17 protein-coding genes are annotated in these 26,568 nt (G+C 34.1%); 5 read left to right on the top strand and 12 right to left on the bottom strand.

Annotated elements, in window-relative coordinates; translation table 11 throughout:
* Positions 1-17: 17 nt before the first annotated feature.
* Complete coding sequence (locus HRU50_RS00905) at positions 18-215, top strand: Lacal_2735 family protein (RefSeq protein ID WP_296347153.1); 198 nt, start codon at positions 18-20, stop codon at positions 213-215.
* Here HRU50_RS00905 and HRU50_RS00900 read toward each other — a convergent pair.
* The 6 genes from HRU50_RS00900 to HRU50_RS00875 all read right to left on the bottom strand — a co-directional run bounded on the left by HRU50_RS00900 (position 212) and on the right by HRU50_RS00875 (position 5,696).
* Positions 212-718, bottom strand: coding sequence for a hypothetical protein (locus tag HRU50_RS00900; RefSeq protein ID WP_296347152.1), 507 nt, complete (start codon positions 716-718; stop codon positions 212-214). The two genes, HRU50_RS00905 and HRU50_RS00900, sit on opposite strands and share 4 nt — an antisense overlap.
* Before the next feature lie 182 nt (positions 719-900).
* On the bottom strand, positions 901-1,683 hold the full coding sequence (locus HRU50_RS00895) for an ABC transporter substrate-binding protein (protein ID WP_296347151.1): 783 nt from the start codon (positions 1,681-1,683) through the stop codon (positions 901-903).
* 1 nt (position 1,684) lies between these two features.
* Complete coding sequence (pyrF, locus tag HRU50_RS00890; RefSeq protein WP_296347149.1) at positions 1,685-2,506, bottom strand: orotidine-5'-phosphate decarboxylase; 822 nt, start codon at positions 2,504-2,506, stop codon at positions 1,685-1,687.
* Positions 2,506-3,180: a signal peptidase I gene (lepB, locus tag HRU50_RS00885; RefSeq protein ID WP_296347147.1), complete on the bottom strand. Its 675-nt coding sequence runs from the start codon at positions 3,178-3,180 to the stop codon at positions 2,506-2,508. Before lepB ends, pyrF begins: the two co-directional genes overlap by 1 nt.
* 28 nt (positions 3,181-3,208) lie before the next feature.
* Positions 3,209-4,285 (bottom strand): peptide chain release factor 1, encoded by a 1,077-nt coding sequence (prfA, locus tag HRU50_RS00880; protein WP_296347144.1) that lies wholly within the window; start codon positions 4,283-4,285, stop codon positions 3,209-3,211.
* A 124-nt stretch (positions 4,286-4,409) separates the two neighbouring features.
* Complete coding sequence (locus HRU50_RS00875; RefSeq protein ID WP_296347141.1) at positions 4,410-5,696, bottom strand: ATP-binding protein; 1,287 nt, start codon at positions 5,694-5,696, stop codon at positions 4,410-4,412.
* Between the two features lie 504 nt (positions 5,697-6,200).
* Between HRU50_RS00875 and HRU50_RS00870 the strand changes: the two genes are divergently transcribed.
* Positions 6,201-6,860, top strand: a complete 660-nt coding sequence (locus tag HRU50_RS00870) for an ATP-binding cassette domain-containing protein (protein ID WP_296347139.1) — start codon at positions 6,201-6,203, stop codon at positions 6,858-6,860.
* Here the strand turns inward: HRU50_RS00870 and HRU50_RS00865 are convergent, their stop codons facing one another.
* From HRU50_RS00865 to HRU50_RS00855, 3 genes are all read right to left on the bottom strand, one after another.
* Positions 6,861-8,039 carry an AIR synthase related protein gene (locus tag HRU50_RS00865; protein ID WP_296347138.1) on the bottom strand — a complete coding sequence of 393 codons (1,179 nt, stop codon included), beginning with the start codon at positions 8,037-8,039 and terminating at the stop codon, positions 6,861-6,863.
* Between the two features lie 53 nt (positions 8,040-8,092).
* Positions 8,093-8,818, bottom strand: a complete 726-nt coding sequence (locus tag HRU50_RS00860) for an outer membrane beta-barrel protein (RefSeq protein WP_296347136.1) — start codon at positions 8,816-8,818, stop codon at positions 8,093-8,095.
* 569 nt (positions 8,819-9,387) lie between these two features.
* The gene (locus HRU50_RS00855; protein WP_296347134.1) at positions 9,388-11,574 is read right to left on the bottom strand and encodes a glutamine synthetase III; all 2,187 of its coding nucleotides are present in this window, start codon (positions 11,572-11,574) and stop codon (positions 9,388-9,390) included.
* Between the two features lie 181 nt (positions 11,575-11,755).
* On the opposite strand from HRU50_RS00855, the gene HRU50_RS00850 reads away from it, so the two are divergent.
* A complete protein-coding gene (locus HRU50_RS00850; protein ID WP_296347132.1) occupies positions 11,756-12,772 on the top strand; it encodes a glutamine synthetase beta-grasp domain-containing protein in 1,017 nt (338 codons plus the stop codon).
* Between the two features lie 50 nt (positions 12,773-12,822).
* Here HRU50_RS00850 and HRU50_RS00845 read toward each other — a convergent pair whose 3' ends face one another.
* A complete protein-coding gene (locus HRU50_RS00845) occupies positions 12,823-13,776 on the bottom strand; it encodes a calcium/sodium antiporter (RefSeq protein WP_296347130.1) in 954 nt (317 codons plus the stop codon).
* 154 nt (positions 13,777-13,930) lie between these two features.
* Between HRU50_RS00845 and HRU50_RS00840 the strand changes: the two genes are divergently transcribed.
* Complete coding sequence (locus tag HRU50_RS00840; RefSeq protein ID WP_296347128.1) at positions 13,931-14,290, top strand: BlaI/MecI/CopY family transcriptional regulator; 360 nt, start codon at positions 13,931-13,933, stop codon at positions 14,288-14,290.
* Positions 14,291-14,292: 2 nt separating this feature from the next.
* Positions 14,293-16,578, top strand: a complete 2,286-nt coding sequence (locus HRU50_RS00835; protein WP_296347126.1) for a M56 family metallopeptidase — start codon at positions 14,293-14,295, stop codon at positions 16,576-16,578.
* 99 nt (positions 16,579-16,677) lie between these two features.
* Here the strand turns inward: HRU50_RS00835 and HRU50_RS00830 are convergent, their stop codons facing one another.
* Both HRU50_RS00830 and HRU50_RS00825 read right to left on the bottom strand, forming a co-directional pair.
* Positions 16,678-18,636 (bottom strand): endonuclease, encoded by a 1,959-nt coding sequence (locus HRU50_RS00830; RefSeq protein ID WP_296347123.1) that lies wholly within the window; start codon positions 18,634-18,636, stop codon positions 16,678-16,680.
* Between the two features lie 658 nt (positions 18,637-19,294).
* The gene (locus HRU50_RS00825) at positions 19,295-26,566 is read right to left on the bottom strand and encodes a T9SS type B sorting domain-containing protein (protein ID WP_296347120.1); all 7,272 of its coding nucleotides are present in this window, start codon (positions 26,564-26,566) and stop codon (positions 19,295-19,297) included.
* Between the last annotated feature and the right edge of the window lie 2 nt (positions 26,567-26,568).

Genomic DNA, 26,568 nt, shown 5'->3' with positions numbered 1-26,568 from the left:
ATAATAAATGTAATACTGTGAATTATTCTAAAAAACTGGCTCAAAAAAGGAATATGCTTATGCAGGAGTATCTTGGATTAATTGAAGATGCTTATAATCTTAGACAAACAGATCATGCATTAAGTGACTTCTCAGAATACAGAGCTAAAAAGGTTTTACATGAAATTAATAAGTTATCATTTATAACTGATAATTCATTTCTGAGAACTAGTTAATCTTTTGGTTTATACAAGCCATCAAAGGCTACTACAACATCTTGTCCTTCGGTAAAGGTTTCCCATTTTTGCCTTACAGTACCATCTGCATTATCAGTCCAGGTCACTTGATGATAAAATATTTTTCCTCCTGCATTTTTTTCGTCGTCAGTTCTAAGAATCATCTGATTACCAACTTTATTACCTTTTAGATGTAAGCTTTGTCCTTGGTTATCTACCCAAACTTGCTCCCACTGATTCGTTTTAGAATTATAAAAGCTATTACTTGTACCCGTATAACCTGGTGTTGCGCTCGTCCAGTTTTCGCGTAAAACGCAATTATCTTCAACCTTTATTAATACGTTATGACCTGCCTTAGTACCATTAGGATTTGTTACTTCCCAAGTTCCTATCCAAAAATCAAATTCTGAATGTTTCTCCGTGCAACAAGCGCATGTATTATTTTGTGCAGTTGCAAAAATTGAAAGAAATAAAAGGCTGTAAAAAAGTGATTTTGTTTTCATGATTGACTGATTTGCTACAAGTTAGTAAACTACATTTAATTATATGCTAATATTTTCATAACATAAAACCATCAAAAAAAACAGATATTTGCAAAGCAAAAGATACATTAAATTGAGTCTTAAAAGAGATTAGAACAGTTAGTTAGATTAGAAAAGTCGGTAAGTAGTTAGTGCCGGCTTTTTTATTTTATTAAGGTTTCAAAATAAGTAAATGAATGCTTCAGCCTGCTACCATACCATGAAAATAATTCACCATCTACAATGATAATCTTTTTTTCAGGGAATTTAAATTTAAGCTCATTTACATGTTCTTCTTTAAATGGATAAGGTTCGCTAGAGAGAAAGATCAAATCCGCCTTCTTTAATAAAGAGTGGTTCATATTAATTTCTGGATAACGTTCTAAATCACTAAAAGCATTCTCAAAACCAGCTTCAGTTATCATGCTATCAATGAATGTGTGAGACGCAGCAACCATCCAAGGCTTTTTCCAAATGAAGTATGCGATTTTTAATTTAGTTTTATGTTGAATCTTTTGCTGAAATGTTCCTCGTAGAGCTTCAATATCTGATATAATTTCTTCAGCTTTTGCCTGAACCTCAAATACATCACCATACATTGCCATCAACTCATAGCAATCTTCAAGATTATAAATATCGCTAATATGAATTGGCGCCACATCTTTTAAAGACTCTATTATCTCTCTAGAATTCTCTTCTTTATTGCAGAGAATGATATCTGGTTGTAAATCCTTTATTTTTTGAACTTTAACATGCTTCGTTCCGCCAACAACTTCAACTTCCTTTCTAAGACTGCGAGGATGCACACAAAACTTGGTCACACCAACTATTGACGATTTCAAACCTAAATCAACCAGCAATTCGGTTTGAGAAGGCACCAAAGACACAATGCGTTTTGGCACACGATCTAACTGAATACGTCTATTTAGTTGATCTTTATACGTCATTTCAGAAATGACGATTAAGTTCTTCTTTCATTTCTACTTGAAGTTCAGAAGCTTTACTTGCCGCTGCGGCAGCAAAATCTTCATTTTGAGAAGCATAGATAATACCTCGAGAAGAATTAATTAATAAACCTACAGAATCATTCATACCGTATTTACAAACGTCTTGCAAGTTTCCTCCTTGAGCACCAACACCAGGCACTAATAAAAAACTATCCGGAATTATAGTTCTGATGTCTGCTAAAAACTCTGCTTTGGTAGCACCAACAACATACATTAAATTATCAGAGTTAGTCCAAGTTTTTGAAGTTTTAAGAACTGACTTATATAATTCTTTTCCTTCTACTTGTTTTGTTTGAAAATCAAATGCACCTTGATTAGAAGTTAAGGCTAAAAGAATAGTATGCTTATCCTCAAAAGCCAAGAATGGTTCTACAGAATCTTTACCCATATAAGGTGCAACCGTAACACTATCAAACCCTAAATCTTCAAAAAATGCTTTCGCATACATGGTACTAGTATTACCTATATCACCGCGTTTTGCATCAGCAATGGTATAGATTTCAGGATAATTTTCATTTAAGTAATTAATGGTTTTCTCTAATGCTTGCCATCCTTTTAAACCGTAAGCTTCATAAAAAGCAGTATTTGGTTTATAAGCCACACACAAATGATGTGTGGCATCTATAATAGCTTTATTAAATGCAAATATTGGATCTTCTTCTTCCAATAAATGTTTAGGTATCTTATTTAAATCTACATCTAACCCAATACAAAGAAAGGACTGCTTTTTTTTGATTTCTTCTACAAGTTGGTTTGTTCTCATCAAAATTGAAGTATCAATGTTCCTAATATATTTTCATAATCCACAAAACCGCGGAATCTAGAATCTAGTGAATTATCTCGATTGTCACCTAGAAAGAAATACTTTCCTTCTGGCACAATTATAGGTCCAAAATTATTTGAGTCCCATATTTTATGTTTTGACGAAATATCTTTAGAAACATGACTTAAGTCGTTTACATAAAAATATCGTTTAAGCTTTAGTTTCTTATCCTTAAAATAATTCTTATCCAAAAAAACTAAGCATGAATCTTTTTCAATATTAAAAATATCAAATGATTCATCATTTTTAAAATCCTTATACAAATGTTCTGCTTGATTTTTATGAACCTTGTAAGAATACCTTAGATTTAGATCTTTATCAACATTACGATCATTAATATAAATCTCACCATTAATGGATTGCAACTTATCACCTGGCAAGGCAATGAGTCGTTTTATTAAAGTCATACCATTTATGCTATCAGAGAACTTAAAATATGCAAAATCTAATCGTTGAGGTTTTATCAAATTAGTTCCTATAATCCTTGAATTGAATTTAATGTTTGGCTCATTAGAAGTACTTGGAACGTTATAATAACTTAACATTCCTGTTATTCTCCCAATAATTAGGATCGAAGCTAAAACAGATAAAAGAATTAATAATTTCCTCTTCATAAAAAAAGCCTCGAAAAGAGGCTAGAATTTAAATTATATCGTCGTTGGCTTTAAGTAGTTCTGTATTTTCAGCTAACATGAGTTCATCTATAATTTTTTGAATATCACCATTAATGATGTTAGAAAGATCATATAAGGTTAAACCAATTCTATGGTCTGTAACACGACCTTGTGGATAATTATAGGTTCTGATCTTTTCACTTCTGTCACCACGTTTTATGATACTCTTTCTTCGTTCAGAATCAGCTTCTAGCTGCTTCTCTAACTCTCTTTCATAGAGTCTAGAACGTAAAACCTTTAATGCTTTCTCTAAGTTTTTATGTGATGATTTCTGATCTTGACAACTTACAATCATACCAGTTGGTTCGTGATGAAGTTTAATAGCAGAATAGGTTGTATTTACTGATTGTCCTCCAGGTCCTGTTGATGTAGTTCTTTCAATTCTCACCTCAGTCATGTCTAACTCGTAATCAAACTCCTCAACTTCTGGTGAAACCATGACAGTAGTTGTACTTGTATGTACACGACCTTGGGTTTCTGTTTGTGGTACACGTTGTACACGATGTACACCAGCTTCAAATTTTAAAGTTCCGTAAACATCTTCACCGTTGACTTCAAAAATGATTTCTTTAAAACCACCTGAAGTTCCTTCACTGATGTTTACCACACTAGTACTCCAACCCTTATCAGAACAAAACTTAGAATACATTCTATATAAATCACCTGCAAAAATACTAGCTTCGTCTCCACCAGCTCCTGCTCTAATTTCAACTACAGCGTTTTTACCATCATCTGGATCTTTAGGAATTAATAAGAAACGTATTTCCTCTTCGATAGCGGGTAAAGCTTCTTTAGCTTCATCTAACTGCATTTTAGCCATTTCAACCATTTCTGCGTCAGAACCATCAGAAATTATTTCTTCAGCTTCAGCGATATTATCAAGAAGTTCTTGGTAAATAACACCTTTATCCACTATCTTTTTTAAGTCCTTGTATTCTTTATTTAATTGTATATATCGTTTTTGATCTGATATAATATCTGGTTGAATAATTAAATCGTTCACCTCATCAAAACGTTGCTTTACAATTTGTATTTTCTCTAACATCTATCTTCAAAAATTGATTTTCAAAAATACGATAATTTATGAATTCTAAAGCGCGTGTTTACAGGACATATTAACAAAAGTCAACACATCCTGTCTCACAGTAAATGCTGGTGGTTTTTGAATATTATTTTTTTATAGTAAAGAAGAAAGTAGTTCCTTTTCCCTCTTCACTTTCTAACCAGATTGTACCTTGGTTTAATTCTACTACTTTTTTAACAATAGCAAGGCCAACACCTGAAGAAGAACTTGAGCTCTCTAGTTTTGTAAATGTTTTAAAGATTTTATCAAAATAAACAGCATTTATCCCTATACCATTATCACTGACTGCAAACTCATAATGATCGTCTTTTGTCTTACAAGTCACCTCAATAATACCTTTGTCTTTGTCATTAAACTTAATGGCATTTTGAATTAGGTTTTGAAAAAGTTGTTGAAATTTTAATTTATTTCCATAAAGACTTGGTAAATTCTCCTGAACAATGACAAAAATATTCTCAGAAATTGCCATCATCATTTTTAATTCTGCCAAAAGCTCATTTAAATCAACTTCGTTATTTAAAGAATCTTCTTCTGAAACTACAGAATAGTCAAGTATTCCTTTAATTAACGCATCCATTTTTTCAGCATTAAAAAGTACGTTCCTTAAAGGTTGCATACGTTCTTCACTAATAAGATCTTTATTATCCATAATAAACCATTCTACAAGGTTATTCATATTAATAAGTGGTGATTTCAAATCATGAGACACCATCTGTGCATATTCATTTAACTTCTCATTGCGATCCGATAAATTCTTAAGTAAAATTTCCTTTTTACGCTCTTGTTCCTTAATAATATCATCTTGTTCTTTTCTTTGTTGAACGTTAGCCAACATATTGGCAAAAACAAACAAAATATCCTTTTCGTTGTCTGAGTAGTTATAGATATGTCTTACTGAATCAAAACCTACAAAACCAATGAGTTTATTATCTCTTATTTGTGGTATTGCTATTAGGCTTTTAATTCCTTGAGGTTCCAAAAGATTCCTTAAACTATACTCGTCTTCAGACTTTGGAAGTAAAGCTACCTCAGGCACATAAAATGCTTTTCCTTTTTCATGAGCATTCATCCAATCTTTAATAAAATCTACAGGTACATTCTGTAAATTTTCTTTTTCAGGTTGAATCCCAATGTTACACCACTCATGCGTGTTTGAAGTGGTTTTATTAACGAGGTCATAGGTAAAAACATAACTTCGATCAGCATTAACAAACTGGCCTATTTGACGTAGAGATGTTTCTATTAAATTATCTATATCCGAAAGATCGTGATTGATAAATTTTTCAGAAATACTAATTAATAAGTCTTGAAATTGAATTTGATTATCGACAATGTTTCCATCCACAATGTCGATGACTTTTGCGTTTTTCATGAGAGTAGGGGCTTAAAAGTTGAGGTAAAGATATGTAATTTAATCGATACTTTTGTGTATTTCATCGAAAATAATGTTAAAAAAATCGACACAAAATGACCAAACCGGCTAAAATGAAGCCAGTTTAAGAATAAAATCAATTAATAGCAATAATTAACAATCAAAAAAAATAAGAAATAAATTCTATAGATTATACGTTAGGAATATATGATGCAGAGATTCCTAGCTATACTTGCATTTTACAAACCGTTTGTAGTTTGGTCTTCTATAATAACAGCTCTTATAGGATTTTTCAATCCGCATTTAGTACCAGCTATAGTCACCAAATTATTTTTAACGGTTTTTGCATGGTACTACGTAAGAGAAACACCAAATAAACGAAAATTGACCTTTTATAAAAATCTTGGAATTACGCCGTTAAGGCTTTTTTCTTCCATGTTTATTTTAGACTGCGTTTTAACGATCAGTTTCCTTATTGTGTTTAAGGAATTTACATAATTAATAATGATATTTGAACTAGATAATGTAGAACTCTACTTTAATAATACACGTATTTTACATGGTATTTACCTAAAAGGAGAAACCGGAATAGTTACTTCTATTTTAGGTCAAAACGGTTGCGGAAAAAGTAGCCTTATGAATATTGCTTTTGGAAATTTACAACCAAAATATAAATTGGTTAGAATAAACAATACACCTATTCTAAAACCACTTTATAAAACCGGTCTTGTAAAGTTTTTACCTCAATATAACTTTATTCCAAAAAGTATGAAGCTATCTTATGCTTTCAATTTATTTAAAATTGATTGGAATGACTTCATTATGAATTTTGAGCCTTTTGAGAATTATAAAAATTCGCGGCTAAAAGAATTGTCTGGCGGAGAAAGACGGATTGTTGAAACCTATATTATTTTAAAATCAGAAAGTAAAATTGTTTTTTTGGACGAACCATTTTCTCATATCGCACCTCTTCATATAGAAAAAATAAAACAATTAATTATTCTTGAAAAGGCGCATAAAATAATGATTATCTCTGATCATATGTATAAGCACGTCATTGATTGCTCAGACGACATATACTTACTAAAAAACGGTACAACAAAAAAAATTGGAAACCTTTCTGAACTCGAAGATTACAAATACCTTAGTGAAGGTACACTTTGATTAATACTCAAAAGTGCCGTATTCACTTCTTATAGTAAGTTTTTTGGTGTCTGACGCTTCTACTCTACCAATAATTTGAGCATTAACATTAAAAGAATTTGAAATGGCAATGATGTCCTCGGCAATTGCAGGATCAACATAAAGCTCCATGCGATGACCACAATTAAATACCTGATACATTTCTTTCCAATCTGTTTTTGATTGCTCTTGTATCAATTTAAATAAAGGAGGAATTGCAAACATATTATCTTTTACAATGTGAAGGTCATCAACAAAATGAAGAATCTTAGTCTGTGCACCACCACTACAATGTACCATACCATGAATAGTATCATTATTGTATTTATTTAAAATTGCCTTTATAATTGGTGCATAGGTTCTTGTAGGTGATAATACAAGTTTACCAGCGTCAATTGGTGAGTGTTCAATACTATCAGTTAATTTAGTTTGACCAGAATACACCAATTCTTCTGGTACAGCAGCGTCAAAACTTTCAGGATATTTTTCAGCTAAGTATTTAGCAAAAACATCGTGTCTTGCAGAAGTAAGGCCATTACTTCCCATGCCACCATTATATTCAGTTTCGTATGATGCTTGTCCAAAAGACTCCAATCCAACAATAACATCGTCAGCTTTTATATTGGCATTGTCAATGACATCTTCGCGCTTCATACGTGCTGTTACAGTTGAATCGACAATAATCGTTCGCACTAAATCACCCACATCTGCTGTTTCACCTCCAGTAGAGTGTATTTCTACACCAAAAGATTTTAAATCTGCAATTAATTCTTCTGTTCCGTTGATGATTGCAGAGATGACTTCACCTGGGATTAAATTTTTATTTCTCCCTATTGTTGATGACAGCATGATATTATCTGTGGCACCAACACACAATAAATCGTCAATATTCATGATTAAGGCATCCTGCGCAATTCCTTTCCATACAGAACTATCGCCTGTTTCCTTCCAATACATATATGCCAACGATGATTTGGTCCCGGCACCATCAGCATGCATTATTAAACAGTAATCCTCATCGTTTGTTAAGTAATCTGGAACAATTTTACAAAAGGCTTTAGGAAACAAACCCTTATCAATATTCTTAATGGCATTATGCACGTCTTCCTTAGATGCAGAAACACCTCTTTGCGCATATCTTTTACTTACCGAATTACTCATTGAGAAGTCTTATTTATTGGAAATGCAAAAGTAAGAATTGAAATGAATTATTGTTATTCTTCTTCAATCAAATTTGATTTGATTACTGTTGGAATACTTTCAAGTCTTCTTTCTTTTTCTTTTGATCCACCAAAATAGAAATTTAAACCAACACCTACTCTAATAATGGTATCATCATCTTGATCATTGATTAAAAACTCCATATCATCATCCATGCTATGGTTATATTCACCAAATAATCGCACACCTAATTTATCTGTCACAATATATTCCATACCAAAACCTAACTGTAGTTTTATTGAACTTACCTCAAAAGAATCTAATGCATTATATCCAAAACCAGCATAAAAAAATGGTGTATACTCATCATATGGGAGTACAATATATTCAAAGTTAAAATCTATAGAATTTAATTGCTGTTCTATTTCTATCGCTTCTTGATCAATTAAACTATAAGATAGTTTATAGTTATTGTAAGATACTCCTAAAGCAAAATGATCTAAAATATGTCTCTTATAGCCCAGCCTGTAATAGAATCCGTAATTATTATTATCAGTATTTCCTGTAGCAAGTGTGGCAGCACCAAAAGAAACATCAAAGGCGTTTGTACCCCTATAATCGTAAAACACGAGCTTAGCATATTCTCTTTGCCCATTTTGAAACTCAGATTTATTATATGGATCTAGTTGATCATAGTCTCGTGTATCCTGTGCATTAGACAAAGTGAGTCCTAAGCATAAAACAAAATTTAAAACTAAAAATTTAGATTTGAGCATCATGTAAAAACAACTATTCTGTGTAAGGTCTAGCTAAAGATCAAATGGGGATTTCAATATAAGAAATAAAAAATAAGCACAAAAGATTAAGATAAAATCTATTACTTACAATAGTTTTTATCTTAATATTAATGAGATTAAAATTCTGACAATTATTTATCTGACTTAAGACTCTGCCTGTAGCTTTGATTGTATACTTATAACATCCTCTTTAACAACATCTTTCATGTTATCCGAATCATTGTCAAGTGACAAAATAAATGTTGCCCCTACAAGAATTGCTACGCTTAGTAGTAATTTCTTCATTGTGATAATTATTGATTAATAGCATTACAAAAATACAGAATAAACATTTTTACAAAGAAGTGAAATTGATAAATTTATTAGAAATTTCGAAGGTTTTCGATGATTAACGCCTGACACCGACAAAAAGCACACAATCTACAGCTTAACTGATTTTAACGACTATTCGTCGCCCCGTTAAAACTCGCCATCTAACATAAAATATCGATGAATGAAAAGGTTAAACCTAGAATTATTTAAATCTATCAATAAAATAGAACGAATTAAGACTATTTAGTGAATAGTAACTCTCTGTATTTTGTTAATGGCCATAACTCATCATCTATCATTAACTCTAGTTTATCACAATGATATCTAATATCTTCAAATAAAGGTTTTACTTTTTTACAATATCCATTTGCCTTTTTGCCTATGTCAGAGTTCTTATTTAAAGTTTTTCTCTCATCTATCATCTTGGTTACCAATGAATTAATGGCTTCGATGTGCTTTGAAATTTGCTCTATAAGTTCTAACTGTTCTTTTGCATAAGCTTTAAATTTATCTCCATATATTGTTTTGAGACCTGTAACATTTTCAATCAAAATATTCTGATATCTTACTGCCGTTGGCACCACATGATTTCTGGCAATATCACCTATAACCCGACTCTCTATTTGGGTATGAAGAATGTACTCCTCCATTTCAATCTCATATCGCGCTTCAACTTCGACTTTATTCATTACTCCGAGACCATCAAACAGCTCTATCACAGGTTTACTAATTCTCACTTTTAGTGCTTCTGGCGTAGACTTGTTATTACTTAAACCTCGTTTCTTAGCTTGATTCTCCCAGTCTTCACTATACCCATTACCTTCAAACAGAATCAATCTTGAGGTTTTTATATACTCTCTTAGCACATTGAAGATAGCGTCATCCTTTTTCATTGATTTTTCATCAATCAAATTGTCAACCTCCTTCTTAAAATCTAGCAGTTGTTTTGCAACTATAGAATTCAGAACTGTCATTGGATTTGCACAATTGGCTTTTGACCCAACTGCTCTAAATTCAAATTTATTACCTGTAAATGCAAATGGAGAAGTTCTATTTCTATCGGTATTATCTAATAGTATCTCAGGGATTTTCCCAACAACATTTAGTTTTAAATCTGTTTTCTCTTTAGGTGACAATTTACCTTTTGTAACCGTTTCTAATTCCTCGAGCACTTTGGTTAATTGTTGACCAATAAAAACAGAGATAATTGCTGGTGGTGCTTCATTAGCCCCAAGTCGATGATCGTTACTAGCCGAAGCTATAGCACCTCTTAGCAATTCTTCGTATGTCTGAACCGCTTTAATAGTATTAATAAAAAAGGTTAAAAACTGAAGATTACTCATTGGAGTTTTTCCAGGTGACAATAAATTAACACCCGTATCTGTACTTAAGCTCCAATTATTATGTTTACCAGATCCATTTACACCGGCAAATGGTTTTTCATGCAAGAGCACCTTAAAATCATGGCGCTTAGCAACTTTCTGCATTACATCCATTAATAACGAATTATGATCAACAGCTAAATTTGCTTCTTCAAATATAGGCGCCAATTCAAATTGATTTGGCGCGACTTCATTGTGTCTAGTCTTTACAGGTATTCCAAGTAACATACATTCATTTTCTAAATCTCGCATGTATGCCATCACTCTATTAGGTATAGTTCCAAAGTAATGGTCATCTAATTGCTGACCCTTTGCTGGGGAATGACCTAATAATGTTCTTCCTGTTAAAACGATATCTGGTCGAGAATTTGCAAGAGCATTATCAATTAAAAAATACTCTTGTTCCCAACCTAAAGAAGCACTTACCTTTCTTACATTCTTATCAAAATACTTACAAATAGCAACCGCAGCCTTATCAACAGCATGCAAAGCACGTAACAATGGTGTTTTATAGTCTAATGCTTCACCTGTATACGATACAAAAACTGTTGGAATACATAATGTTGTACCATAAACAAATGCAGGCGACGTCGGATCCCAAGCCGTATATCCTCTTGCTTCAAATGTATTTCTAATTCCACCATGTGGAAAACTAGAAGCATCAGGTTCTTGCTGTACCAATTGACTGCCGTCAAATTTTTCTATAGCTAAACCGTCTCCAATAGTCTCAAAAAAGGCATCATGCTTTTCAGCTGTCGCACCAGTTAAAGGTTGAAACCAATGTGTATAATGCGTAGCACCTTTGGATATGGCCCATTCCTTCATTCCTATAGAAATGTGATCGGCTAATAAACGATCTATTTTTGAACCCTTTTCAATTGCTTCTAAAATACTTGTTAGAGCATTTTTAGATAAAAACTGACGCATCGCCAATTCATTAAAGACGTTTTGACCAAAAATCTCAGACCTACGTTTAGATTCATTTATCTCTAAAGATTTCCTTTTTAATGATTCTTTTACTGCATGAAATCTTAATGTTGCCATATTCTCAAAAATTTAGGTCAAAAATACGATATTTTCAAAAAGAGAAATATTAACCCTACAAAAATTAGGGTTATCAACAACTATTGATAACATTTCACCTAAAAGACCCTCATTTTTTTGACCAGACAAAAAAAATCCCAATATTTGCACTTCGAATTTTATTACATTAAATATCAACAAAATGAGTAAGTCTAAATTAGAGTACATTTGGTTAGATGGTTACTTTCCAACTCAAAACATGAGAAGTAAAACTAAAATTGAAGAAAATTTTAGCGGTAAATTAGAAGATTGTCCTATTTGGTCTTTTGATGGTTCATCAACAAGACAAGCTGAAGGTGGTTCTTCTGACTGTTTATTAAAGCCAGTAGCGATTTATCCAGATCCTGCACGAAGAGATGGTTATTTAGTAATGACAGAGGTATTAAACGCTGATGGAACTCCACACGTTTCTAACGGTAGAGCAACTATTGATGACGAAGATGATGATTTCTGGTTTGGTTTTGAACAAGAGTACTTTATCATGGATACAAAAACTCAGTTACCTTTAGGTTTCCCAGTTGGAGGTTACCCTGCACCGCAAGGTATGTATTATTGTTCTGTTGGAGGTAAAAACACTCATGGTAGAGAATTAGTAGAAGAGCATGCTAACTTATGTATTGATGCAGGATTAAACTTTGAAGGTATTAACCAAGAGGTTGCTTCTGGTCAGTGGGAATTTCAATTGTTTGCTAAAGGAGCTAAAAAAGCTGGTGATGAAATTTGGGTGGCACGCTATTTATTAGACAGACTTACTGAAAAATACGGCTGGTATATTGAGTATCACCCAAAACCATTAGGTAAAGATATGGACTGGAACGGTTCTGGTATGCACGCAAACTTCTCTAACACTACTTTGAGAACTGCTGGCAACAAAGAAACCTATGAAAAAATATGTGAAGCATTTAGACCTGTGGTTAAAGAACATATCGAAGTTTATGGTGAATTCAACGACCAACGTTTAACTGGAGATCATGAAACTGCTGCAATTACAGATTTCTCTTATGGTGTATCTGATAGAGGTGCTTCTATCCGTATTCCAATTATTACTGTTGAGAAAGGCTGGAAAGGTTGGTTAGAAGACAGAAGACCTGCTTCTAATGGTGACCCATACAAAATTGCTGCGAGAATTATTAAGACTGTAAAGTCTGCAGATGTATAAATCCTAGTCTACTAAATATATAAATGAAAAGCCTGCAATTGCAGGCTTTTTTATTTTAGAGTGATGTAGATAAAAAACAAATATGCCCCAAATAATAGCATCCCTTTGTAACGACCCAATTCCATACGTTTTGGAATTAACATTAAAGGAATTAATACTGCAGCAAATGCAATCATCCAAAAAATATTGGTTGAAAGAATTTCAGGTGTATTTGGATTAACAGAAATTGGTTTTATGATAGCAGTTAAACCTAGTACTGAAGCAATATTAAAAATATTTGAACCAATTAAGTTACCTAAAGAAATGGCCTTTTCCTTTTTTAAAGCTGCAATTACAGAAGCAGCTAATTCTGGGACACTTGTGCCAATTGCAATCACAGTTACAGAAATGGCATAATCGCTAATACCAACAGCTTTGGCAAGCTGTTTAGCACCATCAACCAACCATTCTGAGCCATAATATAATCCTGCCGCACCAATTAATAACCAAGCTATTATTTTAAAATTTGAAACTTTAGCCAAAGCATCATCCACTTCTTCTAAGTTTGCTTTTTTCGTGGATTTTATTGAATTGTTTATAAGAACTATTAAAAATATAACAAGTGCTATAAACAAAATTGCTCCTTCAACAGCCGTTAAAACTTCATCATTCTTTAAAAAATAATACAATGCAAAAGAGACTAACATCATCATTGGCCAATTGTATTTATAAAAATCTCTTTCTATAACCAAAGGAGAAATAATAGCTGTTATTCCTAGGACCAATCCAATATTCGCAATATTAGATCCTATTACATTTCCTAAGGCAATGTCAGAAACTCCATCAAATGCCGCTTGAAGACTCACCAATAATTCTGGCGCAGAAGTCGCGAATGACACAACTGTCATACCTATGACAAGCTTTGAAATGTTTAATTTAAAGGATAGTCCTACTGAAGCTCTGACCAGAAAATCACCACCAACAACCAATAAAACTAACCCAGCAACAACTAATAATATGCTCATTTTTTATTTTCAAAATTAATCCATCTGTAATAGTAGTACGAAGATAGTATTTCATTTTCACAGAAACTAAAAACTAAATTTTTCGTTAAATAACTATAAAAATAGTTTTAAAACTATTTTTATAGTTATATTTGGATTCCAATAGATAATAGACATGCAAAAACTAACAAATAAAGAAGAAGAAATTATGCACATTTTATGGAAGCTAGAAAAAGCTTTTGTAAAGGATGTACTTGCAGAAATTGTATCTGAAAAACCACATTATAATACGTTATCTACTATCATTAGAAACCTTGAAGAAAAGGGTTATGTGAGTTATAATGCTTACGGTAAGACACACCAATATTATCCAATTGTATCCAAAGAAGATTACAAAAAACGATTCATGTCTACAGCCATTGAAAACTATTTTAACAGCTCCTACAAAAACGTGGTTTCATTCTTCGCGAAAGAAGAGAAAATAAGTGTTGAAGAACTTAAAGAAATTATTGCGCTAATTGAAGAAAAAGAATAACTATGGAATATCTATTAAAATCAACAGCGGTAATTGCAGTTTTCTACTTATGTTTTTATTTCCTATTAAAAAGAGAAACCTTTTTTAATCACAATAGATGGTTTTTGATAGTTGGATTAGTTGTGGCAACACTATTCCCATTTTTAGTTATTCCAATTCATGTTCCGATTAAAATTGTTGAAATTTCGAACACCAACTATATCATAGAAGAAGCTACTAAAAGTCCTGAAATGATTGTGCCTAAAGAAGCACCTTTTAATTGGGTAGAACTAATCCCCATATTATATTGTATCGGGCTATCTCTATTCTTCATTCAATTCTTAATGCAATTTGGTTCTTTGCTTCTTTTACTTATCAAACATCCAAAAAACAAAGATGGCATATACACTTATGTCATTGTCAATAGCAAAGTATCACCATTTTCGTTCTTTAAATGGATTGTGTATAATCCAGAGAATTACAAAGATGAAGAGTTACAATTGATGCTTATGCATGAAAAAATTCATGTAAAACAATGGCATACCATAGACATAGTACTTACCCAACTAGCTTGTGTTGTGTTTTGGTTTAATCCTCTTATATGGTTATATAGAAAAGAAGTGCAACAAAACCTTGAATACATCGCTGATTACGAAACTCAGAATTCATCAAATGACACCAAATATTACCAACGCTTATTATTAAAAACTAGTGTTGGTGACACTAATTTTTCATTATCAAATAATTTTTACAATTCATTAATCAAAGAACGAATAGTTATGCTACAAAAATCAAGATCAAACAAAAGAAACCGATGGAAATATCTGTTAATTCTGCCTGTTTTAACTGGCTTACTCCTTAGTATGAATACGGAAAAAGTATTTATAGAAAATTCTACCTATGCTTCAGAATTCAAGAAAACCATAGAATTCATAGTTGACAAAAACACAACGGACAACGAGCTGAATCTTATGTCTAAACGTATAGAAGAAAATGGTGGAACATTGTTATTTAGCAAGCTGCAACGAAATGATCAAAATGAACTTACCAACATTTTTGTTAAATTAAATAACCATAGTTATGGTAATGGTAATTTTAAATCACCAATAGATGACTTTATAATCTATAAAGAATTTTTTGGCGAGAATGGTGGATATGTTGGTAGACCACATGCTGCAACAATGCATTTTGACAAGAAAGAACTTCTAGACGAAAGAGAATACAAAAAATTAGAAGAAAGAGCCATTGTACAAATGCAAAAACTTGGGTTAGAATTTCCTGATAATCTACTAAAAAACAAAGAAGAAAAAAGCAAGAAGAATTTAAAAAAGCAATCTACACAGAAAAAAGGCACTTCTAAAAACAAACAAGCTGAAAACTCTAGATCAGTTAGTAAAGAAATTTCAATCACATTAATTGATAAAAACACTACAGATAGCGAATTAGAAGACATAAAAAAGGATTTAGAACAAGAAGGGCTTACTGTTAAGTTCAAAAAAATAAAGCGCAATAAGCGTGGCGAAATTACTGCTATAAAAATCGAAGCAAAGTCAGATAAATCTAGCACAAGTTATAGTGTAAGCTCATCTGATGAAGCCATCGAACCAATAAAAATTGTCTATAATGACGAAAACAATAGTATTTCTATAGGAAATAGCAATAAAAAGAGTAAAACCAACACCTATGTATATGAATCAACAGGTGGCAAAGATTATAAAATTGTTGAATCAAATGGTGGGAATAATGTCATTATTATTACCGAAGAGGAAAATGATCAGAATGGTCGAAAGGTGATTATAAATGATAAAAGAATTGCTAAAAAAATTAAAGCAAAAAGTAAGTCTGCAAAAGTGGAAGTAATCACAGAACAAGATGGTTTATACGAAGTTACTGTAGAAGAAGAGTCTGGCAACAATGAAGATGTAATCATTATTGAATCTAATGACGGTGAAAATATATGGGTTGAAAAAGATGGTGAAAAAGAAAAAGAAATCATCATAAACAGCAACAAAATAAAATTAAAAAGCGATGATGCTAGTGAAAAGGTAATCATCATTGAAGAAGTATCTAGCAACAGCAAAGAAGACCACATCATACTTAAAAACTCTAGCGATAAAGTATTTATTTCAACAAATGGTAAAGACCCATTATATATTATCAATGACAAAGAAGTTTCTAAAGAGAAGTTTCAAAAACTGTCACCAGACAATATAGAATCTATAACAGTCCTTAAAGATAAAGCTGCCAAAGAATTATATGGCAAAAAAGCCAAACATGGTGTTGTAAAAGTAGTCACCAAAAAGAAATAAGTCTAATTAAAATTTCATCAATCAATTATTTATTAAGTCGAAAAAAGCCAAACTCTTAAATTTTAAGTTTGGCTTTTTTAATGTGTCAAATTGAAGGTTTTACTCTTTAAGAATCTTCCTTATTATTACTTTATCATTTACCATCATCTTCATGATATAAATCCCAGCCGGAACCTCTAAATCAATATAATTATCAATATTTTCAAACTGACTTATTCGTTTACCTTCAATTGAAAACACTTCAATTTTATCTACAACATTGGTAGTTTGAATGTAAACTCTTCCATCTGTTGGATTCGGATAAATTGAAACCATATTCAAACTCTCATCTTCTAAACTTAAAGTCTGATTCCAAATACCACCAACGTTATTTCCCCATATATATTCAACCAATAATGGATGATCTATAAACGGATTTCTATTTTTCTGCCAATTATAAACCACATTATTTCGATTCATTTCATAATCATCTGGTGGATCATTTCTGTGCCAATCTAACAAGGTTGTTAAATCCCCTAACTGGCCTGTAGTACTAGGAAAACCATCTACAATCTCTAATCCATTGTATCTTATTTCTAAAAACAACACACTGCGTGCAACATCACCTCTAAAGCTACCTAAAGTACCTGATGGTCCTACATATTGTCCATAGTGTTGATTACCTCTTGAGCTATTTTCTAAAGCATCGGCAGCTCTAATGGCATGCGCATCGGAATTGGCGTGTCTTAAAGAATCTACCTCTGTGGTCCAAAAATTATCTATGCCATTTGCAAATTCATCAGCTTCTATATCATTAAATCCACCTCGTGATCTTGGAAAGGTGTGTTCCCTATTCCATTTACCAGTATTACTGCTACCGGATTGAATGTCTAATTTCGCTCTTCCTTCTTCAGAATATACTAACCAAACCTGGTTGCTATTCTCTGGGTTTTGATCCGCCTCTAACAATATATCTATAACATCAGCATAAGTTTGTGCTCTTACAACATTTGGATCAGCAATTAAGTCCTCCAAAGCCTGACGCAAAGCAAGATCTGAAAGGCCATCTAAACTATCATAATAATCGTTTGGTTGCGTACCTTGAACCAATCCATTAGTCGGATTGATAGGTGTTCCCCAAGCTGCCATTGTAAAATCATTATCTACTACTCTAACTTCAATAAAGTTGTTTCCAGCTACTACAGGCTCAACTAAATTTTCAAAATGAATTTGAATCACTTCATCACCTTCATCAAGCGTATCATCAACTAAAGTAATTGTTGTAGTTATTGAAGTTTGACCCGTTGGAATAGTTAAATTAATATTACCTGAGTAATCACTACCATCAAAACCTTCATTTTCTAAACTAAATGTGAAAGATACATCTGAAACCACAGTATTATCAGTAGTAAAAGTAATATCAAAGGAATCTCCTTCATTATATTGACTTTCTTGGACTGATATATAAATTGGAATAATTTCTATGCCAGAACCGTCATTTTCTCGTCTAGGTGTAGGCGTTGCTGCTGAATAGGTTTCCACTCCCATACCATCGACAAAACGCTGTATAGATTTTAAGTTTGAATTCGTTCCGTTATCGTTGTATTGATTGGTTTCACCTAATAACGCCATTAAGGCTGTGTCATCAGCGTCATTTGTATCATACACTAAGGCATCTATTAAATTTGTTTGAGTTGCAAGTGTACCTACCGGAAAATCCCATGTATTTGCTTGATAAATACCAACTGCATCGGCCCCATTCTGTATAACACTCTCTGCAAGTAAAACTTGTGGATATGGTGATACTTCAAGACCACCTAAGACTAATAGCCCGTTATTATCTGTAACATAACCATCTAAATCTATGGTCATGTAACTTGCGTCTCCACCACTACTCGATCCATTAAAAAATACAAGTATGTAACCGTCTGTTGAGAAATTTGGTGTCTGAGATTTCAGTTCGATAAACTCGGCAGTATCAGTACTTGGTGTATCAGGATCTAATTCATTAATCACTAAAACCTGAGAAGACAAGCAATAAGAGATTAAAAAAACGAATAAAAGTAAGGGTTTCTTCATTTTTTAAATTTTCAACAAATATACATGTAAAAAACGCTAATAAACTTATCTCAAATCAAATACAAAAATCATATCAAAAAAAACTATGATTTATATCATACTAATCTGTTGTTAAAAAGATGAAAAGTCGATTTTTAGCAAATTTATGAATGAAATCCCTCTACAATTTTAAAATCACTAGTCAAAACACCCTACAATTATTACATTTTATAACCTTTTAAAGTCATTTATATTATTTTTATTAACCTTAATGAAGAAAGGTCACAAATTATTGTAATACATACGATCTTTTTACTTATATATTCAAATTCAAATTCATAGAATTCAAATAATTTGTTTGGAAGAATATTTACTCTCGATATATATTGAAAACTCAATCAAACAAATAGTAGTAAATAATTAACCTCTAAACCAAAAAATTATGATGACATTAGCTAAACTGATCATTGAACTAATTGTTTCAATGTTCTAAAAAAACAATCAAAAAACAATCAATCAAAAAACAATCAATCATAAAGTAAGACTTAGTCTAGAATAAGTTTTACTTGTTTTTTAATCCTTTTCATTTGATATAGACTTGTATAAAAAAAGAGAGTCACTTCAATTGAGCAACTCTCCTTAATTTCTAATATATGTTTTAGTGTTCTTTAGACCTTTATCACCTCTTTAAGGTAAAATGAGCTTTAAACTCTTTCTGTTGGTTTGATACTGGGTCTACATACTCTATGGTGAACCAATAATCACTAGTTGGCATCAGATTACCATTGTAAGTACCGTCCCAACCTGCACCTAATGGACTAATCTGCTTGAGTAGTTTCCCATATCTGTCAAATATATAAATTTTAGCCGTGGATAGAAGGCCTCCTCCATAAATATTCCAAGTCTCATTCATACCATCACCATTTGGTGTAAAATACAATGGATAATCAATCACCGTTATCATGGCCGTTGCAATACCACAACCATTCTTATCTCTTGCCTCTACCGTATGCTCTCCTGCCGATACGTTACTAAACAAGCCACTGTCTTGCCAAGTACCGCCATCTAAACTATACTCATACTCTCCAATGCCTGTAGCCACTGCTTCTATAACGTGATTATCTGCAAATGCTTGTGTTAACCATGTTAAACTTAAGTCTGGACGTCGGCTCTCTATCACTGTCGTCTCTTGAGTAAACGTACAATTCGTCGCTGTAGAGGTCGTCTGGTCTGTTGCCGTTACACTATACACACCGCCTTGGGTTGGCATATAGCTTGATCCCGTGGCTCCTGCGATTACAGTACCGTCTAATGTCCACTCAAAGGTGTAATCTACCTCAGATAAGCCTGTCTCTAATATCAGCTCATCGGTAAAGGTCGTATCATCTCTGTCAATACATAAGATATATGTCTCTGCCAGACTAAAGTTTGGTAATGGGTTCACCTGTAAGGTCAACTCTGCAACTTCATAACAGATAGAACTGTCTTGTTGGTTATCTAAAGTACCATCGTTGTTTAAATCTACTGCATCTGCTTGTCCGTCTCCATCGATATCTATCGCTGTGATGATACCATCTATTGTCGTACTTAATACATCTGAGATATTGTCCCCATCTACGTCTACCAAATCAAACACTCCATCCATGTCTGTGTCATAGGTGTCTATCGTACCATCTGCATTTAAATCTAAGCCTGCAGTGATATCTAAAGCTGCTAAGTCTAAGTTAATGCCTATGACCTCTAAGGTATTGTTATCTACTCTAGCATAGATCACCTGTGGATTGGTTACATTCTCATAGGTGTCTGGTAATGGATTCACACCTAAGTCTGCATCTTCTGCCGTGGCGTAATAACTCACAATGTAATTCAATGGGTCTTGGCCATCTAACACCTCTGTATTCTGACTCGATAAGATAAATTGTGTACTGTCATTACTCGGATCAGCATCACCATCAATAGCATCATCACATTCCTCATATAGGATTGGCTCCATATCTGGGTTCGCCTGTGCCGCTTCTTGTACTTCGATATTAAAACGTTGTGTCGCTATATAACAGCCTGTTGTGTTGTTTGTGATTCTCACAAAGATCTCTTGTGGATTACTAATGTTCGTATATGGACTCACCAGTGCATTGATGTTGTTTGGATCTGCCGATGACGCATCTGCTAAACTCACATGATATGTTACTGTGAATAGTGTTGGATCTTGTCCATTCAATACTTCTGCATCCTTGGTCGTTAAATCAAAATTATCAAAACCATCTGTGTTTAATTCACATTGAATAAAGTCTGTCACTGCTACCACTTCTGGTAATGGATGGACTTGAATCGTGAAGTTTACTATAGCATAACAGCCCGTAACATCATTGGTCACTCGAACATAAATCTGCTCTATCGCTTCTGTATTGGTGTACTGTGTCTCATCTGCTATAGCATTTTCATTGGCATGAGCATCTTCCTCTGTCGTATGATAACTTGCACTTACTCCTAATTCACCATTTAATATCAATAACTCATTCTCTGTTAAATCAAACACCTCTTGCTCGTCACCTGGATTGTTATCATCACACAACTCTATCGCTGGGATGTTATCTGTCGTTGGTGTTGGGTTTGGTAACACTCTAATGGTCATAATCGTATAATCTACACAACCGGTATCTGTATCGGTAACCACAACATACAAGGTCTGTGGATTCGCCGGTAGATTGTTCACTGACGTATTGGTATAAGCTGTCGGATCTGGTATCGCATTCATCTGTGATTGTGCATCGGCATCTGTCTCATAATATGTCACTATCCAACTAGAATTACCTCCGGTGATCTCTACATCCTTAACCGTTAAGTCAAATACCGTTTGTTCATCACCTGGTACTTCACCAAAATCATCACACAGCTCTAATGGACTTGGTTGTATCGCTACTGGTGGTAAATTAACTTCTAAGTCAAACATACCCGTATCATAACACATTGTTGTTGGGTTATATAACCTTACATAAATGGTCTGTGGGTTGGATGTATTTGTGTAGTTCCCTTCATTAATGATAGGGTTATTGCCACTCTCTGCATCGGCTGCAGTAACGTGATAGGTTAAATCTAATGCTGTGGCATCTTGTGTCCCTAAGATCTCTGATTCCTTATCATTTAAGTTAAACTGTGTGATACCATCATTATCATCATCACATTCAACCAATGGCTCCATATCTGTTGGTACCTCTGGTGCTGGTACTACTATAAGTTCTAATGTGTTTTGTGTTAAACTAAAACAACCTGTATTGATATTCGTAGAACGTACGTAAATCACCTGAGTATTGGCTTCTATATTCGTATATAAGCCGGTAATAGCATTCTCTCCCTGTTCAGCCTCTTCCTCTGTCTCATGATAGGTAATCACAACATCTAATTCCCCATTGATAATATCTTGGGTACGCTCTTCTAAATCAAACACAGCAAAGCCATCATTGTCATCATCACAGACCTCAAGTGGCTCTGGATTTGGCTCTGGTGATGGGATAGGATTCACTCTCAAAGTTAACGTAATAGTACTGTAGCAGCCTGTTAGGTCATTCTCCCCTCTTACAAACACGGTTTGTGGGTTGCTAGTGTTTGTATATAAACTTACTATTGGGTTTGATGCAGCATCTGCATCAATCTGAGTCTCATAATACGTTAATGTAATACCATTCTGTCCTGCTAAAATCTCTGAGTTAGCCTCTTCTAAGGTAAAACCTTCTTGCTCATCTCCTGGATTATCTACATCACATAACTCTAATGGACTTGGTTGCGTCAATACTGGTAGTGGGTTAACAATCAATTCTAACTCAACAACCTTATAACAGCCTTCTACTGTATTACTATCTTCTACACGGATCCATATCGTTTGGTTAAAATCGTCTGTATTGAAGTAAGCTGCTGGATTAGCTATCGCATTGGCTGGTAAATCTGCATCTTCTGGGGTGACATAATACGTTACTGTATATTGTAACGGGTCTAATCCGTTCAATACTTCTTCTGCTTTTGTCGTTAAATCGAACATCGCAAATCCATCCGCTGAGATATCATCACAAACTTCTAATGGTGTTGGTGTTTCAATCTGTGGGCTTGGCTCTACAATTAATTGTAGTTCCACTATCGTTGCACAGTCCGTCGCTATGGTTGAACTCTCTACTCTTGCATAAAGCGTTTGGGTGTTCACTACAATATTACTGTATAATACACTCGTATCTATAGCATCTACATTATTATCTGCATTGACAAAGGTCTCATGGTAAGTCACACTTAAATCTGCAATGCCTCCAGTGATCTCTGCGTCTCTTGCGGTTAAATCAAAAATCCCAAATCCATCATTGTCAGGATCACAAAAACGTAGCGGCTCTGGATCAAAAGCTACAGGTGCTTGCTCTACAGATAACTCTAAAGTGGTCACATCAAAACAGCCCGTATTGATGTCTTCTACTCTCACATGTACTGTTTGTGGATTACTCACATTAGTATATGGAATCGCCAGTGGATTAGTGCCTGCTATGGCTTCTGCTGCATCAAAATAATAACTCACCGAATAACTCGGGTTATTGCCACTAATCTCTATATTCTTAATGCTTAAATCTATCTCAGTTAATCCGTCTGGTGTACCATCGTCACACACTTCTAATGGTGTTGGTACTACTAAAGCTGGTAATGGATTGACCGTAAAGGTCACATCTGTAGAACTTGGACAAGTGCCCGTAGTGGTATGGGTAACCGTATAAGTCGCTCCTGGTTGACCTCCAGTAATCGTTCCTGTAACTGCATCTATAACCACACCATCCATAGGATCAGGATTAAAACTGAATATACCTCCAGGCGTAACTACCATGTCTACAAAACCACCTTCGCATGTAGGAACTATACTGAAGGTTGAGTCGTCGACCGGTAATGTTGTAAAAGACAACTCTAAAGACGCAGAACATATACCAGATGTTGTATAACTAATTGTGTAAGTCGTATTTGGATCTGCACCTGTTAACTCACCAGTTACAAGATCCACAGTACCTGCACCACCTGAAATAAGAACAAATTCGCCACCAGGTGTAGCAATATTACTTACAATAGCACCTGTACAATCAGGTGTAACTTGAAAACTCGGATCATCAGTTATAGTCACCGTTACATCTTGTAATAAACTTTGCTGACAATCACCATTAGTAGTATACTCTACTGTATAGGTAGCACCGGAAGTACCATTAGTTATGGTTCCAGAATTAACATCGATAACCGCTCCATCCATAGGATCTGGATTAAAAGCAAATGTTCCACCTAAATCCCCGTTGACATTAGCAGTCGCTCCATCACATGTTGGTGTTAACTGAAAACTAGGATCATCCAATGTTAAAACCGTTAAATCCTGGATGACAGAATCTGGACAAACCCCAGAAGTTGTATAATCAATACTATAAGTAGCGCCTGGTGTTGCACCTGTTACAGTACCTGTAGAAGGATCAATCACAGCCGCATCAACAGGTGTAGGATTAAAACTAAATGTTCCTCCAGATGTTCCAGTAATATTTATTGTTCCACCATCACAAGTTGGAGTTATTTCAAAAGTTGCAACATCTTGTGTAAGTACTGTAAATGTCTGAATTAATACATCTGGACAAACACCATTAGTCGTATATTGAATATCATATGGTAAACCTGAAACTGCCCCAGTTACCAAACCAGTTGCAGGATCAATTGTAACCCCAGGTCCAGGAAAAGCAGTAAACTCAAATGTTCCGCCCACAGTACCTGTAATATTCACTGTTGCACCATCACAAGTCGGTGTAATATCAAACGTAGGAATATCCCGATCTAAAACGACTAGATTAAACGCTGGGGTCGCTGAAGCATTGAAACAACTGGAATCACCAACACTTTCAATTCTCACATAAATTTCTTGAGGATTTACTGTATTAGTATATAAAACAGGTAAAACACCTGTTCCTGCAGTTGCATCAGCTGCACTTAAATGATAGGTCACATTAAATGCTGTTGGTGACTGAGCACCCAGAATACCAGCAGTTTGAGCACTTAAATCAAATTCTTCTACATCATCATTTGATGGGTCATCACATAGTTCTAAATCAAATACGGTATTTATATTAGGTTGTCCTGAAACATTAAGTGTAAAAGGTAGGACTTCATAACATCCAGAATTTAAATATTCTACTCTGATGTATATGATTTCTCCATCTGTCCCTGTATAACTGTCAAGCCCACCCAACGCACCTATATCTGCATCAGCATCAGCTTGTGTATTATGATATGTTACAACTAAATCTGCAACGTTTGTTGCCGAAGCAGTAACTATTGCTGTATTTGAGTCTAAGTCGAATAAATAAGGTGGAGAACCTGTATCGCAAACAAATAAATCATTAGGTAATTCAGTAACAATCTCAGGTAAAACATCTATACAAACTTCTTCAGTATACTCACAACCAAAATCATCTACAGCTCTATAGGTATAACAATACTGACCCGCATCTGGTGGTGTCACTGTTATTATATTACCTGTTGTATCTGTAATTGTTGGATCTGCATCCCAAGTTTCTGAGGTTATTGTTGGGGTAAAAGATAATTCTGGTGGTTGAATTGTTGGGTCAAAATTCAAAAACCATTCAAAAATATAACCATTATCAATCGATAAATTATCAACAATTCTAATACACCAATCACCATTTAAGGGGCTACCTACTAATCCATTAAAACTTTCAAAAGGTAAATAAGTTCCAGGCACCCATGAGTTATTCGGTGGATTGGTTCCATTAGTTTCTGTTGGGGCATTTGCTAATAACACGGCCGCAGACATAGAAAAACAATACTGCTCGCCAGTTCCTGGCGTGGTAGAACCATCATCATTAGCACCACCAAAATAAGTTCCTCCACCGGCTTGGTCAAATAATCTAATTTCTTGACCATTTGGACTTGCTATGAAAATATCTAAATCACCAGAATACGAATGTTCCATATTTACACAAACTTCAATCAACTGATTCGGATCAGTTAAAGTTTGGTTAGAATCAAAACAATCAACTGTTATACAAGTCGTATACTCAGCTCCTGAGCCATCTGGTAGAAAGGTTGTTCCACTGACAGGTGGTGTACAATCGTTAATAAAAGGTGTGGCGTTAACAACTCCTTCTATTGTTGTACTCTCACCATAACATAAAGTTGTCTCTGCTGCCTGAGTTCCAGTGAAATCTGCTGGTGTACCTACTTGAACCACTTGATTAATTAGGTTTGTGTTTGCACAACCTTCAGGGTCAATACTAAAATTAGCATCTCTAATATTTAAATTCACTATGTAAACACCAGGAGTATCATATGAAAAGGTAGCTGTCTGTCCGTCTACTGTAGTTCCATTACCTAAATCCCATTCATAAGTTGCGCCTGTGCCATCAAATTCAAAAATACCACTTCCCGTTAATGTAATATCTTCGTTAGGACAAACTCTAATATATCCTTCTGGTGTCGGCATAGGGTCGAATGTGTCTATTTGGGAATTGATAGTTTGACATGGTGTTAAACATGAGACTGTTGCAGCCCATCCAGATCCAGCACCTGAACCATCAGAAACAAACTCTATGGTTAGACAACCACTAGCGTTTTCAGTAGTAGCTTGGGCGAAGCCTGGACCTGCAGGTCCGGAAAATTGACCGAATGGTGGAGCAGCGGTTGAATCACCATTATATATTGTCATAATGTCGACATTCAATTGAGTAACGAATGATGTAAAGTCTAATTGAACCTTTTGGCCTGCTTCTTCAGGGCAAATGGTAATTACGAAGTTTTCATCATTACCATAATTTCCAAATTCGCCTCCTGAATCATAAAAGACACCGCCACATGCATTAACGGTAGTGTTATCCATAATAATTTCTTGCGCAAAAAGAACTGAAGAAAATACTAAGGCTACTGTAGTAAATAAATACTTCATAT

Source organism: Winogradskyella sp. (assembly GCF_013213835.1).
Lineage (GTDB): Bacteria > Bacteroidota > Bacteroidia > Flavobacteriales > Flavobacteriaceae > Winogradskyella.
This window is presented reverse-complemented; position numbering and strand designations above follow the sequence as displayed.

Coding starts and splice junctions, on each gene's coding strand:
- HRU50_RS00900 (WP_296347152.1), bottom strand. CDS start 718: ATGAAAACAAAATCACTTTTTTACAGCCTTTTATTTCTTTCAATTTTT.
- HRU50_RS00895 (WP_296347151.1), bottom strand. CDS start 1,683: ATGACGTATAAAGATCAACTAAATAGACGTATTCAGTTAGATCGTGTG.
- pyrF (WP_296347149.1), bottom strand. CDS start 2,506: ATGAGAACAAACCAACTTGTAGAAGAAATCAAAAAAAAGCAGTCCTTT.
- lepB (WP_296347147.1), bottom strand. CDS start 3,180: ATGAAGAGGAAATTATTAATTCTTTTATCTGTTTTAGCTTCGATCCTA.
- prfA (WP_296347144.1), bottom strand. CDS start 4,285: ATGTTAGAGAAAATACAAATTGTAAAGCAACGTTTTGATGAGGTGAAC.
- HRU50_RS00875 (WP_296347141.1), bottom strand. CDS start 5,696: ATGAAAAACGCAAAAGTCATCGACATTGTGGATGGAAACATTGTCGAT.
- HRU50_RS00870 (WP_296347139.1), top strand. CDS start 6,201: ATGATATTTGAACTAGATAATGTAGAACTCTACTTTAATAATACACGT.
- HRU50_RS00865 (WP_296347138.1), bottom strand. CDS start 8,039: ATGAGTAATTCGGTAAGTAAAAGATATGCGCAAAGAGGTGTTTCTGCA.
- HRU50_RS00860 (WP_296347136.1), bottom strand. CDS start 8,818: ATGATGCTCAAATCTAAATTTTTAGTTTTAAATTTTGTTTTATGCTTA.
- HRU50_RS00855 (WP_296347134.1), bottom strand. CDS start 11,574: ATGGCAACATTAAGATTTCATGCAGTAAAAGAATCATTAAAAAGGAAA.
- HRU50_RS00850 (WP_296347132.1), top strand. CDS start 11,756: ATGAGTAAGTCTAAATTAGAGTACATTTGGTTAGATGGTTACTTTCCA.
- HRU50_RS00845 (WP_296347130.1), bottom strand. CDS start 13,776: ATGAGCATATTATTAGTTGTTGCTGGGTTAGTTTTATTGGTTGTTGGT.
- HRU50_RS00840 (WP_296347128.1), top strand. CDS start 13,931: ATGCAAAAACTAACAAATAAAGAAGAAGAAATTATGCACATTTTATGG.
- HRU50_RS00835 (WP_296347126.1), top strand. CDS start 14,293: ATGGAATATCTATTAAAATCAACAGCGGTAATTGCAGTTTTCTACTTA.
- HRU50_RS00830 (WP_296347123.1), bottom strand. CDS start 18,636: ATGAAGAAACCCTTACTTTTATTCGTTTTTTTAATCTCTTATTGCTTG.
- HRU50_RS00825 (WP_296347120.1), bottom strand. CDS start 26,566: ATGAAGTATTTATTTACTACAGTAGCCTTAGTATTTTCTTCAGTTCTT.